The 14,815-nt window shown below is 61.7% G+C and carries 12 protein-coding genes; 1 reads left to right on the top strand and 11 read right to left on the bottom strand.

Features of this window, described 5'->3' with window-relative positions; all coding sequences use genetic code 11:
• Positions 1 to 62: 62 nt before the first annotated feature.
• On the bottom strand, positions 63 to 1,022 hold the full coding sequence (locus BG455_RS02280) for an acetyl-CoA carboxylase carboxyltransferase subunit alpha (protein ID WP_071468349.1): 960 nt from the start codon (positions 1,020 to 1,022) through the stop codon (positions 63 to 65).
• Positions 1,023 to 1,150: 128 nt separating this feature from the next.
• Between BG455_RS02280 and BG455_RS02285 the strand changes: the two genes are divergently transcribed.
• Positions 1,151 to 2,623 (top strand): Y-family DNA polymerase, encoded by a 1,473-nt coding sequence (locus BG455_RS02285; RefSeq protein WP_071468350.1) that lies wholly within the window; start codon positions 1,151 to 1,153, stop codon positions 2,621 to 2,623.
• On the opposite strand, the gene BG455_RS02290 is transcribed toward BG455_RS02285, so the two are convergent.
• The 10 genes from BG455_RS02290 to BG455_RS02335 all read right to left on the bottom strand — a co-directional run bounded on the left by BG455_RS02290 (position 2,605) and on the right by BG455_RS02335 (position 14,757).
• Positions 2,605 to 4,401, bottom strand: coding sequence for an ABC transporter ATP-binding protein (locus BG455_RS02290; protein ID WP_245735447.1), 1,797 nt, complete (start codon positions 4,399 to 4,401; stop codon positions 2,605 to 2,607). The genes BG455_RS02285 and BG455_RS02290 overlap by 19 nt on opposite strands.
• 72 nt (positions 4,402 to 4,473) lie before the next feature.
• Positions 4,474 to 4,926 carry a hypothetical protein gene (locus tag BG455_RS02295; protein WP_071468351.1) on the bottom strand — a complete coding sequence of 151 codons (453 nt, stop codon included), beginning with the start codon at positions 4,924 to 4,926 and terminating at the stop codon, positions 4,474 to 4,476.
• A 38-nt stretch (positions 4,927 to 4,964) separates the two neighbouring features.
• Positions 4,965 to 5,345, bottom strand: coding sequence for a curli-like amyloid fiber formation chaperone CsgH (gene csgH / locus BG455_RS02300; RefSeq protein WP_071468352.1), 381 nt, complete (start codon positions 5,343 to 5,345; stop codon positions 4,965 to 4,967).
• Between the two features lie 58 nt (positions 5,346 to 5,403).
• A complete protein-coding gene (locus tag BG455_RS02305; RefSeq protein WP_071468353.1) occupies positions 5,404 to 5,847 on the bottom strand; it encodes a hypothetical protein in 444 nt (147 codons plus the stop codon).
• A 258-nt stretch (positions 5,848 to 6,105) separates the two neighbouring features.
• Positions 6,106 to 7,536, bottom strand: a complete 1,431-nt coding sequence (locus BG455_RS02310) for a hypothetical protein (RefSeq protein ID WP_071468354.1) — start codon at positions 7,534 to 7,536, stop codon at positions 6,106 to 6,108.
• Positions 7,533 to 8,609 carry a family 8 glycosyl hydrolase gene (locus BG455_RS02315; RefSeq protein ID WP_071468355.1) on the bottom strand — a complete coding sequence of 359 codons (1,077 nt, stop codon included), beginning with the start codon at positions 8,607 to 8,609 and terminating at the stop codon, positions 7,533 to 7,535. Before BG455_RS02315 ends, BG455_RS02310 begins: the two co-directional genes overlap by 4 nt.
• Complete coding sequence (locus BG455_RS02320; protein WP_071468356.1) at positions 8,606 to 10,897, bottom strand: cellulose biosynthesis cyclic di-GMP-binding regulatory protein BcsB; 2,292 nt, start codon at positions 10,895 to 10,897, stop codon at positions 8,606 to 8,608. The genes BG455_RS02315 and BG455_RS02320 overlap by 4 nt, the downstream gene beginning before the upstream one ends.
• Positions 10,894 to 13,326, bottom strand: a complete 2,433-nt coding sequence (gene bcsA / locus BG455_RS02325) for a UDP-forming cellulose synthase catalytic subunit (RefSeq protein WP_071468357.1) — start codon at positions 13,324 to 13,326, stop codon at positions 10,894 to 10,896. Before bcsA ends, BG455_RS02320 begins: the two co-directional genes overlap by 4 nt.
• Before the next feature lie 15 nt (positions 13,327 to 13,341).
• Entirely contained in the window at positions 13,342 to 14,010 is a 669-nt protein-coding gene (locus tag BG455_RS02330; RefSeq protein WP_143079865.1) for a cellulose biosynthesis protein BcsN, read from the bottom strand.
• A gap of 429 nt (positions 14,011 to 14,439) precedes the next feature.
• Positions 14,440 to 14,757 carry an HPF/RaiA family ribosome-associated protein gene (locus BG455_RS02335; RefSeq protein ID WP_071468359.1) on the bottom strand — a complete coding sequence of 106 codons (318 nt, stop codon included), beginning with the start codon at positions 14,755 to 14,757 and terminating at the stop codon, positions 14,440 to 14,442.
• Positions 14,758 to 14,815: the final 58 nt, after the last annotated feature.

Here is a 14,815-nt window from a genome sequence, read left to right on the forward strand (position 1 = left end):
GCTGTGCTGGCAATCCGGCAGACCAGATGGGGCAGAGCGATCCCTGCCCCCCAGACGCCGCGTTACGCGGCCAGACCCTTTGACCCCATATCAAGGAATTTCTGACGCCGGTGCTGGCGCAGCGCATCTGGGGCCTTTCCGTCCAGTTCCTTCAGCATTGCACGAATAGCGGCCCCCACGGCCTTGATCATGGCCGCGCGGTCGCGCTGTGCCCCGCCCAAGGGTTCGGGAATGATCCGGTCGATGATATCGAGCTTTTTGAGGTCTTGCGCCGTCAGGCGCAGCGCCTCTGCGGCTTCGCGCATCTTCTCGGCATCCTTCCACAGGATCGAGGCGCAGCCTTCGGGCGAGATGACGGAATACACCGAATGCTCCAGCATGGCGATGCGGTTGGCAGTGGCAAAGGCCACGGCCCCGCCAGACCCCCCCTCGCCAATAATGACCGAGACCAGCGGCACGCCAAGGCTTAGGCATTTCTGGGTGCAGCGTGCAATCGCCTCGGCCTGACCGCGTTCTTCGGCACCTTTGCCCGGATAGGCACCCGGTGTGTCAACCAGCGTGACAACCGGCAGGCGGAAACGATCGGCCAGATCCATCAGCCGGATGGCCTTGCGATACCCCTCGGGGCGGGCCATGCCGAAATTGCGGCGCAGGCGCGATTGGGTGTCATGGCCCTTTTCCTGCCCGATCACGACCACAGCGCGGTCTTTCAGCCGCCCCAAGCCGCCGATCACGGCCTCATCCTCGGCAAAGCCGCGATCCCCGGCCAGAGGGGTGAATTCATCAAACAGCGCCTCGATATAGTCGCGGCAATGGGGCCGGTCGGGGTGGCGCGCGACCTGACATTTGCGCCACGGCGTGAGGTTGCGATACAGGTCGACCAGCATTTTCTGGCCCTTCACATCAAGGGCGGCCGCTTCGCGTTCGACATCCATATCAGGGTTGGCCACGCTCATGGCGCGCAATTCGGCGGCCTTGCCTTCGATTTCGGCCAAGGGTTTTTCAAATTCCAGATAATTCATCGGGGCCTCCGGCACGGTTTCGCGCGGTTATGCGGCAGCGCGCGGAGATTTGCAATCTGGAAGGCGCAGACTCGACTCGGGGGGCGCAGCGGGTTATTTGGAACATAAAGTGAACATATGGGAAAAATATGCCCCGCCGCATCCTGTCGCTCTGGTTGCCCCGTTTCGCGTCCAGCCTGTCGCTGCGCCGCAGGCCAGCGGCAGGCGGATTTGCGCTTGTGGCAAAAGAACGCGGCGCAGACCGGCTGGTATGTCTGAACAGAGACGCCGAGGCGCGCGGATTGCGGCGCGGCATGGGGCTGGCAGATGCCCGAGCGCTGGTGCCTGATTTGCTGACACGCCCCGCCGACCCGATGGGCGAGGCGCAGGCCATGGACGCCCTGCGCCGCTGGGCCACGCGCTATTGCCCTTGGGTCGCGGTCGAGGGGGCGGACGGGTTGGTGCTGGACATCACAGGGGCCGCGCATCTGATCGGGGGCGAGGCGGCACTTTTGGATGATCTGACCGACCGCCTTGCGCGCATGGGCTTTGCAACCCGCGCCGCCATTGCCGACACGCGCGGCGCGGCTTGGGCCGTGGGGCGCTATGGGCAGGGGGGGATTGTGCCGCAAGGGGGCGTGTCGCACCGGCTGATGCCCCTGCCGCTGGCCGCGTTGCGGCTGGATGCCCCCACGCTGGAAGGGTTGGAGCGGCTGGGCCTGCGCATTATCCGCGACCTGACGCAAATCCCGCGCGCGGGGCTGGTGCGCCGCTTTGGCACAGCCCCCCTGCTGCGGCTGGACCAAGCACTTGGCGCTGTGCCCGAACCTGTGGCCCCCGCACAGGAACAGCCGGTTTTTGCCGTGCGCCTGTCCCTGCCCGAACCGATTGGTTTGATGGGCGATATTCAGGCCGGGTTAGAACGGCTGCTAGAGCGGTTATGCAGCCATCTGCGCAGCGCCGAAAAGGGCGCACGGCGGTTGTTGCTGGAACTGTCGCGCGTCGATGGGCAGGCCATCCGGCTGGAAATCGGGCTTGCACGCGCCATGCGCGAACCTGCGCCCATGGCGCAGCTATACGCCCGCGCGCTGGAAGGGATGGATGCCGGTTTCGGAATTGAACGGATGCGGCTGAGTGCCGTCGCCGTGGAAGCGCTGCCCGCCCAGCAGATCACCACCACAGGTGCGAAGGCGCAGGATGATCTGGACGATCTGCTGACACGCCTGTGCAACCGCGTGGGGTTTGACCATGTGTTGCGCTATCTGCCTGCCGACAGCAATATCCCCGAAAAAGCCTTCAGCATCGCGCCTGCGGCCTATAGCGCGCCCGCGCGCGACTGGCACAGCACCGCCCCCCCGCGCCCGCTGGTGATCTTTCCGCCCGAACCGATTGCAGGCACAGGGCGCGCGGTGCCGCGCCGGTTCAAATGGCGGGGGCTGTGGTGGGGGGTGGTCGCGGCCTCTGGCCCCGAACGGATCAGCCCCGAATGGTGGCTGGATGATCCTGCATGGCGCACAGGCTTGCGCGATTACTGGCGGGTGCAGACAGACCGGGGCGCGCGGCTATGGCTGTATCATACCCCACAACGCGACGGCTGGTGTGTTCAGGGCGAATTCGCCTGATCCTGCTGGCCAAATTGCAACGCATACAGCCGCGCATAGACCCCGCCAAGGGCCAGAAGTTCCACATGGGTGCCCTGTTCAACCACGCATCCGCGATCCATGACGATAATCTGATCGGCATTGCGCACTGTGGACAGACGGTGCGCGATCACCAAAGTCGTGCGCCCTGCCGCCAGCTTGTTCAGCGCCTCTTGCACGAAGGCTTCGGATTTCGCGTCCAGCGCGCTTGTCGCCTCGTCCAGCAGCAGGATCGGCGCATCGCGCAACAGCGCGCGCGCAATCGCCACGCGCTGGCGCTGCCCCCCCGACAGGCTAGAGCCGCGCGGGCCGGCCAATGTGTCCAGCCCCTCTGGCAAAAGTGGCAGGAAATCATCGACATGGGCGGCACTTAGCGCGGCGTTCAAGGCGGCCTCGCTCACCCCCTCAACCCCCATCACGATATTGTCGCGGATCGTCTCGTCAAACAGGGCCGTATCCTGACTGACCACCGCAAACAGCGCACGCAGGGGGGCCAGATCCATACGCCGCACATCCTGCCCACCGATCAGCACCTCGCCTTCATTCACATCCACCAGCCGCGTCAGCAACGAGAAAACAGTCGTTTTGCCAGCCCCCGATGGCCCCACAATCGCTGTGGTCTTGCCCGCAGGTGCAATGAAAGACAGGTCTTTCAGGACCAGATCGGTGTCATAGGCGAAATTGACCCCGCGCAACTCCACACTGGCATCGGCGCGGTCTGGCACAGGCAGATGCGGGGGCGGCGGGTTGGTGACCTTGGGTTGGATTTGCAACAGCGCATGCGTCCGTTCCAGCGAGGCAAGAATATTCTGCCATTCCGCTGTCAGGGCTGTAAAGCGGCGCAAAGGGTCGAACAACAGGCCCAGAGCGGTGAAAAAGGACATGAATTGCCCCACTGTGCGCGTGCCTTCGATGATCTGCATACCACCATAGATCAGCACCAGACCAAAGCCTATCGCCGCGCCAAAATCCATGACAGTGGGCACCGCCGCCTGCCCTATGGCCGCGCGGGTGGCCTTGCGCACGAAGCCGCGCATAATCTCGCGGAAGCGGCCCACCTCGCGCGCCTCAGAGCCGGTCAGCTGCAAGGTGGCAATGCCGTGAAACGCCTCGTCCAGACGGTTAGAGCTGTTGGCGGCGGCAAGACGCGCCTCGGTGCTGCGCCGCCGGATCAGACGCTGGATCGCAAGCAGGGGCAAGCCCAGCAAGGGCAGGCCCAACAGCGCAATCAATGTCCATTGCCAATCCGTCCAAAGTGCGACCCCGAACAGAACAATCACCCCTGCCCCGTCGCGGCCAAAGCCGGTGATCAGCGTTTTGAACACACGGCGCAGTGCCTCGGAATCGCCGCGCACACGCTCGATCAGGATGCCGGGCGCGTTGCGCTTGAAAAAGCCTTGGTCCAGCCGCGTCAGATGCGCCAGCAGCATGGTTTGCAACTCGGCAGTGGCCAGTTCTGACTGCCATGTCATCACGGCCTTATGCGCCAATCTGGCCAGACCCCGGCCAAAGAACACACATGCCATTGCCAGCGCCACAAGATACACGCGCCCGCGATCACCCGCGATAAAGACATCATCGAACATGGGCTGCACAAGATAGCTGAACGCCCCCAGTGTCAGCGCTTCCAGCACCATGAACAGCACGGCAAGCCCGATGAAATGCAGCCTGTGCCGGATGAAACTCTCCCAAAGCCAGCGCGCCACAATCCCGTCAGCATGCGCGCGCTGCTGGCGTTTGGTCTGGGGTCGGTCTGACACGGTGTGGCTATCCTGCTTTGCCCATCTTTGCAGGGCATAGCGGCTTTGGCGCGGGGGGAAAAGCCCCGCTGTTTACCAGCCGAACTGGATCAGCACACCCGATTGGCCGCCGGTCTGGTGAATATCGGCCTGCGTGCCGCGCCCGAACTGAAAGATCATCTGGCTGTTATGGCCCCCCTCCTGCACCAGATTGGCGCTATGGCCGCGGCCCCGCTGGTAGAGTTCCGCGTGGTTGTTGGCCCCGCCTTGCTGCACCTGCGCAGAGTGGCGCGCGCCATTTTGCTGCACCATGGCAGAGTTGCCCCGCCCTGTTGCCACGCGCAATGCACCACTGCGATGGGCACAATACACCGACAAGGGCAAGCGCGCCTCTTGCATGCGGGGCAGGTCACGCGCCATGCAGGCCAGATGCCCAAACGAGGGCGATTTGGCCAGCGCATCCGTTGCAGGAACGGCCATGAGACAGGCAAGCGCGGCCATATGGGCCACGCGCGGCGACAAGTGTTTCAAGATTTTGGAAAACATGGCAATTGTCCTTTCAGTTCAAACAGGGGGCGCGGCTTTCAAATTTTGGCAGAGCGGCAGGTTTTGCTTTGGCCATTGGCAGTGACAGTCAGTTCGGCGTGAAACTCACGGGCCTTGCCGCGAAACTGCGCCTCGCTCAACGTGGTCTTTTCGCCTGCCTTCAGGTCAAATTCCCCGCCCTGTCGGATGGTCGCGCGGCCACCGGCGCTGCGCTGGTCAATCTCCAACGTATAGGTGCCGCTTGTGGCCTTTGGCGCGCGGGCGGTGGCGGTGATGGTGACGATCTGCTGGCGCTCTGACACCTCCAGCGCGCAGACCAGCGCCTCGGGGGCTTTTTCGGCCTGAGAGGTTGCCAGAGAAGCTGTGCAGGCAGCACCCGTGATGACCAGTGCGGCAATGGTATAGGGGATCGCAGACATGGAAATTCTCCTTCTGAAAGGCGGGGGGCGCACAGGCCCCCTGCGCGCGGGGTACGGGTCAGTCCTGAATGATCAGCACCACATTGCCTGTGCCGTGCTGGGTTGCGGTGGCCGTGTTGCCGCGCCCTGTCTGGATAATTCCAACTGCGTTGCGATGCCCGCCCTGATGGACCGTCGCATCATTGCGGCAGCCGATCTGGGACACGCCAACAATGTTGCGCCGCCCGCCTTGCGCAGTGTCGGCCACGTTGTTGCAGCCGACCTGCCCCACAACAACACGGTTGCGCGCGCCGTCTTGGGTGTTCAGCGACAGGTTGCTGCGGCCGTTTTGGGTAATGCTTACGCGCTGGCGCACGCCGCTTTGCGAGGTCGCGATCTGGTTCGCGCGGCCCCATTGATCGACACTGACACGGTTCGATCCTGCATCGGCAGGCAGGGCAATCAGGGCAATGGCAACAGCAAGCGCGGAACTGCTCAGTCTGGTGGAAAATGCAAATGTCATATGGGGAACTCCTGTCTTGTGTGTGGCTTGGTGCAGGGGGTGGCCCTGCCAAGGCGGCAAAAAGCGGGTCATCCGCTGGACAAACCCTGCCGCACGGGCCGCAGGCCACACAATAACGCGCGCCTGTCATTCGATAGCAGGCCGTGTGCTATGCGATAACGCAACAAGACGCGCGCCTTCGGAGCGCGCGTCTTGTGTTTGATAATATGGGAATAAATCCGATCCGCCCCAAGTCAGTCGGGCATGCGGGATACTGGCTTATGGCCCGCGAGAGGCGTTGATGCCTTCGCGCGTTTCGGCGGTGGCAAGTTGGGAATGCAGGCGTTCAAACTCGTTGCGGGCCTGCTGTCGCTGGCCAGAGTTCAGATAGGCATAGGCCCGCAGAATCGCAAGATCGCGGCGCAACCCGCCTGTCAGGGTTTCAAGCGCGTTGAACTGCCCGATGGCCTGCCGGAAATCGCCAGAGCGGAAGGCACGCACCCCGCGCTGATCCAGCACGATGGTTTCTAGTTCACGGTGCTGGGTGTCTGACAAGCGCACTTGCGCGGCGGTCTGCGCGGCCTGTTCGGTCATGTTCATCGACAGATAGGACAGCGCCAGCCCGAAATGGGCATCGCGGCGCACATTGGGGCCAAGTGCGTCGCCCGCCCGCGCGGCGGCCTGAAATCCGACCAGCGCCTCGGTCGGGCGATCATGGCTATAGGCACACCAAGAGCGTTCATACAGCACCTCGAGCGAACGCGGCGCAGTCGAGGCGGCAAGACAGCTTGCGAATTGTTCCTGCTCCTTGAAGCGGCGCACTTGGGCAAGCCGGGTGTCGCCGCGCAAAGGCAACGCGCCCTGACTGACCGCAGGTTGTGCGGCAACGGGTGCGGCTGGAACGGCGGGTGCGGCAGCGGCCAGATTTCGCGGCTGTGGGGCTGCGGCGGCTTGCGCCACAGGGGCAGGCGCAGGCGCAGGGGCGGATGCGCCCAGGAGGCGCGCTTCCAACTGGTCAAGCTGTGGTTTCGCGCCCGGATTGAACTGCCGCGCCACGCCAAACAACTCGCGCAATTCGGCACTGGTGGCGATAGCGCTGGATTTCTCCAGCGTGGGTTGCATCTGCGTATAGCCCTGGCACGATTGCAGCGTGTTGCGATAGGTTGCAAGCGCTGCGCTTTTCTGGTCTGCCAGAACATACATCTCTGCCAGCAGCCATGCGTTGTTGATCCGCTCGCAACTCAGCAGGCTGGGCGTGCGGCGGACAATGTCGATGGCCCCGCCCGCGTTGCGCGCGCGCACGGCTGTTTCAAAATCATCTTGCGCCGCGTTGGTTTCCAGCACGCGCAGCATGTCGGCGGGCGGTGTCCAGCCTACCCCGCGCTGGCGTCCCTGTTCGATCAACTGGCGGGCTGCGGCATAGTCGCGCCGTTCGATCTGGCGCCAGATCGCGCCCTCATCGACATTGGCCAATGCGGGCGGCGGGGCCATCACATCATTCAGGTCGGACGGGGGCTGCCAGTCTGGAAAAGCGATGCGCAGCCGGCGCAATTCCGCCTGCGTCGAGGCGCTATCATTTTGTTGCATATAATAGCGCAGAGCGCGCAAATCATCGAAACTGGCGGTTTGGGCCAGCACAGGGCCAGCCCCCAGCACCATAAGCAGCGCAGTCAGCGGCAAGGTTCGGGCAAAAGGGACGTATCGTGTCATAGCGGTACACATTCCGGCATCGTCTCGGTCGCGGCAAACATTGTGAAAAGTTGCAAAGTGGCGGGATAATAGGGTTGATCCGCCGAAAACGGCGGGATCAGCGCGCCCAGACCTTGTCCGGCAGAACAGACAACCAAGCCTGCAAGCGCCTGATATCCGGGGTCGGCGCTGGTTTCGAGCACCACCCCCGACAGCGGCTCTACCACTGTTGGGGCCTCTCGTCCCGGCTGCAGGCTGCGCTCATAGACCGAGGCCATGCGCCGCACGGCCATATGCTGCTGCAAGCGCGACCAGATCAGGAACAATGGCACGCGCATGGCCTCATACCCGGCATTCTGGGACAGTGCCTCTGACACAGTGACGCCGCGCTCGGAGATGTCCACCCAATCCGGAACCAGCCCGTCGCGGGCAATTTCTTCCAACAGCACCTCGCCATGCTGCGCGCAGGCAGCCAGCGCGCTGACGCCCGTGGCTGCGGCCACATCGCGCATGGCCAACGGCATGTAATAGGACGGGTTCACCGACATATGGGTGTCATGCCGGAACCCGAATGCGGCAGGCAGAAACACCAGCTTGTCCGAGGCACCGGGCATTGGAACAATACAGCTGGAGGCAAGCGCTTGCGCAATCTCGGCCGCGCGGGTCAGGTAGCTGCGGTCGTTGAAACGTGCCGCTGCGCGCACCAAGGCCCATGCATAAAACAAATCCCCATCCGAGGCATTGTTGCGGTCCGGCACGGCATTGGCCTGTCCGGGCAACCACCGCCATGCCAGCAAGGCATCAGGGCGCAGGGCAAGCTGTTGTTCGGTCCAGCGATACATCAGGCGAAAGGCGGCCTCATCCTCGAACATGGTGGCGGCAAGCATGCCATAGCCCTGCCCCTCAGAGTGGCTGGCTTCCTGCTGCAAAGTATCGACTACACGGCCATCAGACCTGAGATATGCCGCCATCCAACTGTCCCAGACAGGGCGGGCCTGTTGCGCGATCCGGGCCTGCCCAAGCGCAGGGGCGTGCCCCGCTGCAAGCGCGGCCCCGAAGGTTGCGCCAGATGCCAGAAAACGGCGTCGGTTCATATCTTGTGCTCCCTCGTCGAGATGACCAGCCGCAAAGCGACAACAGCAGAAATGATTGCCAGACCAAGCATCAGAATTGTGTAGAAAATAGGGCGGGCAGAGACGATATTGCCCATTGCGGCGCGAAAATTCTCGCGCGACCATGGTTCAAGCAGGGCGGGTCTGCGGTCAGGGGCAAGCCAGCTTTCCCAGTTTCCGTCGCGGGTCAGGACAGTGACCTGTCCGCGCGGCCCCCCGCCATTGACGCGCGCGCGCGCCACAGCATGCGCAATGGCATGCATGTCACTGTCTGGCCCGCGCAGCATCCAGATTTCATCGGGGCGGGTTGCGTCAAGCTGGAACAAGACCGCCTGCCCGCGCTGTTCGGCCAGCCAGCGGTTCAACTGGTCACCGCTGCTTGGAAACACCCGCTCGAACATCCATCTGCCGCGCTCCATAACGGCATCCCAGCCCGCGCTGAACGCCAACGACATGCTGCGCTGCTCGACCCGGCGCTGAAGGAAAGGGTCATCCAGCCGGTCCATGCCGGGCTGGGGCACCAGCGCATCTGTTGGGGGCGGCAGCAAAACCGCATCTTCCAGCAAGCGGCGGTCTGCGGCGTAATGCCCTGTCGGGATCGAGCCGAGATCGTCCAGCGAAATCAGATGCAATATCGAGGGGCGGATCGCGGCGCGCGTACGCGCCAGCGCGGCCTTGAGGGTAAGAATATCCATCTGCGAATAGGCGCGCCCGCTCATGTCATTCAGGCGCAGGCTGTCGGGGGAGAGCGCGGCAAAGGCAAGGTCCATATCAGGGATAGACATAGACGGGCTATAGGGCACATGCAGGGTCGAGCTGTCAGAGATGTGCAACACGGGCGCATCATTCGCAGCGCAAGGCAGGGTGGGCGGATCGCCCGGAACAAACAGCTCGAACCCCAGAACATTTGTTCCCGGATGCATCAGCCGTGCTTCGAAATCTATGGGAAAGCGCGTAATCGGCGCCCCGCCTTCGCCGCGCAAGGGCAACAGGCGTACCGTTGTCCCGTTGATCTGCAACAGCAGCATAGACCCTGCGGGCAGATTGGTTGCATAGGCGTAATCAAGATATATCCGCGCCTTGGCCGCAGTCAGAACCAGCCAGTCATCAGGCAGGCGGAATGCGTGATTGCGCAGGGCATAGCGTTGCGAGAAGTTTTCGCTTTCAACGCCGAAACTGGAAAATGGAACATCCATTTCAGGCAAAATCAGCGGCGGGCGCTTGTCGTGGTCCTGTACCGAGACGGCGTTGATGCCTGACAACAGTTGCTGCGGGTCGGTGGCCTGCGCCACTTCCAGCACCATGACCACAGCGCCATCCCCTGCGATTACAAACCTGACACGGCTTTCTGCCGCCGGAAGTATGGTTATGCGCGCATGCTCGCGCGTGTCCGCTTGCGTGGTCCAGTAGCTGGTGAAATCGAAAACCAATGGCATGCCAGCCAGTGCCTGATTGAACGTCCCAACCAGAAAATCACGCCAGATCGCAGCCTCGCTGCCCAGCGCGTCTAGCCCGCGGATTGAAACTGCCCGACCGCCAGATGACTGGGCCGCAAGCGCCATCATGAACCCGTCAAGCCCCGTCAGCCTGCCACTGTCAGAGGTGTTGCGGATCACAAGGCCACTGCGTGACAGATCGATATCGGTCCACAGATCATAAGACGCCTCTGGCCCGCAAAATATCCGGTGTTGCTGGCGCAACTCGATCTGCACTTGGTTGCGGCCTGTGCGCAAGACACCCGCAGGAACAAGAAAATCATCTATGCCGACCTGCTCGATATGGGTCAGATTACGGGTGCCCAATTCCTGCCCGTTCACGCTGACGCGCATGCGCGAGCGTTCGGGCAGGTTGTTTATTCCTGCGATGGTTGCGATCTGCACCACCTCTTCGGTGTCATTCGCAAGGGCGTAGACATCGAAATTCACCCATTCCCGCTCGCCGGTGATGCGCGCGGTCCCGTTTTGGACGGGATAATGCAGATCGGTCAAGCGCAGGGCAGATACCCAGCTTTCATCGGGGCGGCGCAGCACGTCTTCATCTGCGCCCGCATGGCGGCGTGCGGGGTCCGCTCTGACGCTGATATCGGGCATGCCCTGCCCCTGCGACAGTCCAAGCCCCTCGATCTGCGGCATGACGATCAGCCCCCCGTCGTCGCTTTGTGCCAGCAGCGGAGACACACCCAACCCATAGGCAAGCAAAAGCGCCGGAACCACCCGCGCAACATGGCGGATGGCGGGTATCACACGGGGGTGCTGTGCGGGGGCGGTCATGGTTGCTGCTCCAGCCCGCGCGCAAGGGTTTGCATATGCCTGTACCCGACACTGCCGCCCGGCATGACAGCCTGCCCCCTGACGCCGGTTTCAGGGTCAAAGCCGGGATTCGTGATTTCAGGGTCAAATGCCTCGCCAAAAGCCAGCATATGCGCCGGTTGCGCCGCCTCGATCTCGCCCAGTCGGGCGCGTTCCATCGCAGCACGCCGCCGCGCCGGTTCTGCAACAAGTGCGCTCATCGTGTGATATACGGAAGAAAATGCCAGAGTGACGATATAACCCATCCCTTTCAGCAAGGGCATCGGCTTGTTTTTGCTGGCGCGTATTGCCTCCCACACGGCACTGTCACCGAAAATCAGATGGGCAATCGTTTCGCGCACAAACATGGGCTGCTCGGGGTCATAGCGCACGCCCAGAACAAGGCCAGAATTGGTGCGCTCTACATTCTTGACCTGCACCCGAATCGCATTCTCCAGATGTGGGGATTTCGGAAATTCCGGCGTGAAATACATGACATAGCCCGGCTTGATTGCCGCCATTTCGCCCAGATCGGTATCTGGCCCCGCAACAAGCCTGATCCCGGCCCCGCTGGTCGAGGAATCGACCACTGTGGCTGCGGCAAAGCTGAATTTTCCATCGCGGCCAAAGGCCGCCACCGCAGGGGCGTGCATCTCAACCCTTGGCACGCCGCGACGCTGCTGGCGCTCGGCAATGGCGCGCAACGATGCGGACAGGATCACGAAATTGAAAATCGCCCAGCCCCCGACAATCGACAGGATGTTGTGATCCCCCGGAAACAGAACCCAGCGCACAGCCGCCGCCAAAACGCCAAGCCCCGCAATCATCCACAGCACCAGCAAAGGCTTGAACAAGGGCGAGATGAAATCTTCTTCCAGCACTTCATCCTTGGCGGTCACGTTGAATTTGGCACCGCGTGGCTTGAACAGGGTCTTGACCACCACGCCGGACAGATAAGGGGCCTGCGCAGTCTCGTAGATTTCAGACAAAAGCGGCCATCTGACACGCGCATAAAGCGCGTTCTGCACCATGAAACTGATCGCCATATAGGCGCCCATATAGACCAGCACTTCCTGAATGGTGGCGACAAAGATTTGCAGACCAAAGAACAGATAGGCCAACGGGGCCAGGATGAAGGTCATCCGCACCAGCGGAAACAGCCAGAACGTCATCGAGTTCAGATAGCATAGCCGCTGCGTCAGGCTCATGCCTTTGCGGCGCAAGGGGTTTTTCAGCATCAATAGCTGCATCATCCCTGCCGCCCAGCGCCCGCGCTGCTGGATGAAACTGACAAAGGTTTCAGGCTGCAAACCCGCAATCATGGCGTGATCGACATACAGGCTTTTCCAGCCGCGTGAATGGATTTCCAGCGCGGTTTCGGCATCTTCCGTGATTGTGTCGCCTGCGAATCCGCCCACATCATCCAACGCCGCGCGCCGAAGCACAGATGCAGAGCCACAAAAGAACGCGCCGCCCCAGCGGTCCAGCCCGCGATGGCCCAGATGGTAGAACATCTCATTCTCTGGCGGGCAGTCAGAGCGCAGGCCGATATTGCGTTCAACCGGATCGGGGTTAAGGAAGAAATGCGGTGTCTGCACCAGAAACAATTTCGGGTCTTCGACAAAATACCCGACAGTGCGCGCCAGAAAATCGCGGCTGGGCACATGGTCTGCATCAAACACCACGACCAGATCGCCATTCAGACGCTCCAGCGCCGCCGACATGTTGCCGGCCTTGGCGTGTTCATTCTTGGGGCGGGTGGAATAGACAATGCCCAACTCGGCGCAGAGTTCCTGCAAATCGGCGCGCCGCTGGCGCGCGATGCGCGCAATCTCGGGGTCTTCGTGGTTGCAGCGCTGGTCGGTGCCGCCATCATCGCACAACACAACAGTGCGTTTCTGGGCCGGGTAATGCATGTTCTTGGCCGCAGACAAGGTGACGGCCAGCATCTCGGTCGGTTCGTTATAGCTGGGAACCAGAATATCGACTGTCGGCAGATTGGCCGCTGCAACCTTGGGGGGAAGCGCGCGGTTGATCGGATCGGCAGTAATGAAAGAGCTGATGAAAAACACAAAAATCGCATAGGTTTCAACAATGAACAGCGCCACTGCGATACCGAATGAGATGGGCATATCCATGGGCGGCAGGGTTTCTGTGACCCGCCAGAACCAATAACGCATGACCACTGCACTGGCGATGGCCAGCAACAAAAACCGCGCGACGATCTTGCTGGATGTGAAGGGCTTCAGCGCGGCCACCGCCAGCACAGCAAACACCCCCAAAGCCCCCTGAACCGCGGTCGAGGTGGGAACACTGGCAAGGATCGCAAGCGGCACCACCAGCGCAACCCACATCAGCACCAATGCAATCTCGGTCAGCCTAAGCTTACGATTCGCAATTAACAAACTCATGCGGAACCCACCATTTTATAGCCCCGCCCGTGGCATACCAAGGCCGAACGCTGTCGGCCCAAGCGGTGCCAAGGCTTGCTCGACCGAGCCAGAGACGCAGTTGCGCATCATCATATCCAATGCCGAAGCCCCGCGCGGCAGGGCACGCCCGCCCGTATGCGCACGCCTGATGGCCAGCACACAGGTAACGTCGCCCCCCGGGCGTGCGACTGTATAGGTCATATCGCCATAGGTGTCGGAACGCGCGGTCAGCGCGCTGTCGGTAATGTTGGAAAACGGCACAGGTGCGCCGCCAAATTGCGCCAGCACCTCTTGCAAAACCAGACGCGTGTTATTTGCGCTGCGGCCCGATTGCGCGCGCAGCAAAATGGTGTTTTCCCCTGACAGCGCGGTTGCGTTTGGCAAGGTGACGCGCTGCTCGGTTGCGCTGCCCAAGTCGCGCTCCATGACGACAAGCGCATTGGGCACGTTGATATAGGCGCGCGCGGCAGGCACGACGCGATACTCGTTCAGCGCCTCTGCCAGTTCTGTCGGGCTGGCGCTGCCCCCCGGAGATGCCATCTGACAGGCGGACAAAACCAGCATCGCCAGCACCGCCGCACAGGACGGCGCCAATTTGCGCGCAATTCCCAGAGGGAAGCATGCCAGCATAGGAAAATGGAACGATGTCTTAAATTCTTTCATGACCTGCCCAAAGAGCTGCGAACCATGTTAAATCGTGCATGCGGGGAAATCGCGCATGTTGCACCCATGGTCGGCGATGGTCGGTTGACCAGCCCGATTTTTGCCTCTGCCTATGTTCTGCGCCCACTCTTTTCGGCGGGTCGCAGTGTTTTGTTACTTAAAAGCCAATTTTTACACTAAGGAGATTACATAACTCCTTAAGATTTTACAATCTTCTTTAGTTAGCGCCCTGTCTGGGCCTGCGACGGCTTCCAGCTGCACAACCCAACCGCGATCTTTGTGAGATAGTTCACGCCTCAGCGCTGTGCCGGGAAAGTCAAATACCCAGATATATGGGCACACCCTGCCCCAGCCACCAGATACCTGTGAAGGTGCTGTGGCAAAGCTCTGTTGCGCATCGGCAACAAAGCTTTGCCGGATGTCCAAAGCTTAGCGGCGCGCGCGCTGTTTGCCCAACTCGCTGTCCAGAATGTTGCGCATTTTGTCCACGGCCCCTGTGACGGCAGACTGAATGTTGTCTGCGGTATTGGTGGCCGTTACGGGCTGTCGCCCTTCAAGACGCGCTTCAACCATGCAGCGCTTGTCGTCGGGGCCGCTTTTATCGGCATTCTGGTCTTGCAGATGCACCTCAATCCGCGTGATCGCAGAGGACACCGCCCCCAATTTGGACTCCAGCACCCCTTCGACAAAGCGCACGACATCTTCGCGTCCTGCAATCGTATTATCTGTATTGACCTGAATCTGCATTGAAACTGTCCTTTCCTGTTGTCTCGTACAAGACTTAGGCATTCAGCGTCAGGGCTGC

This window comes from Roseinatronobacter thiooxidans (genome assembly GCF_001870675.1).
Taxonomy (GTDB): Bacteria; Pseudomonadota; Alphaproteobacteria; order Rhodobacterales; family Rhodobacteraceae; genus Roseinatronobacter; species Roseinatronobacter thiooxidans.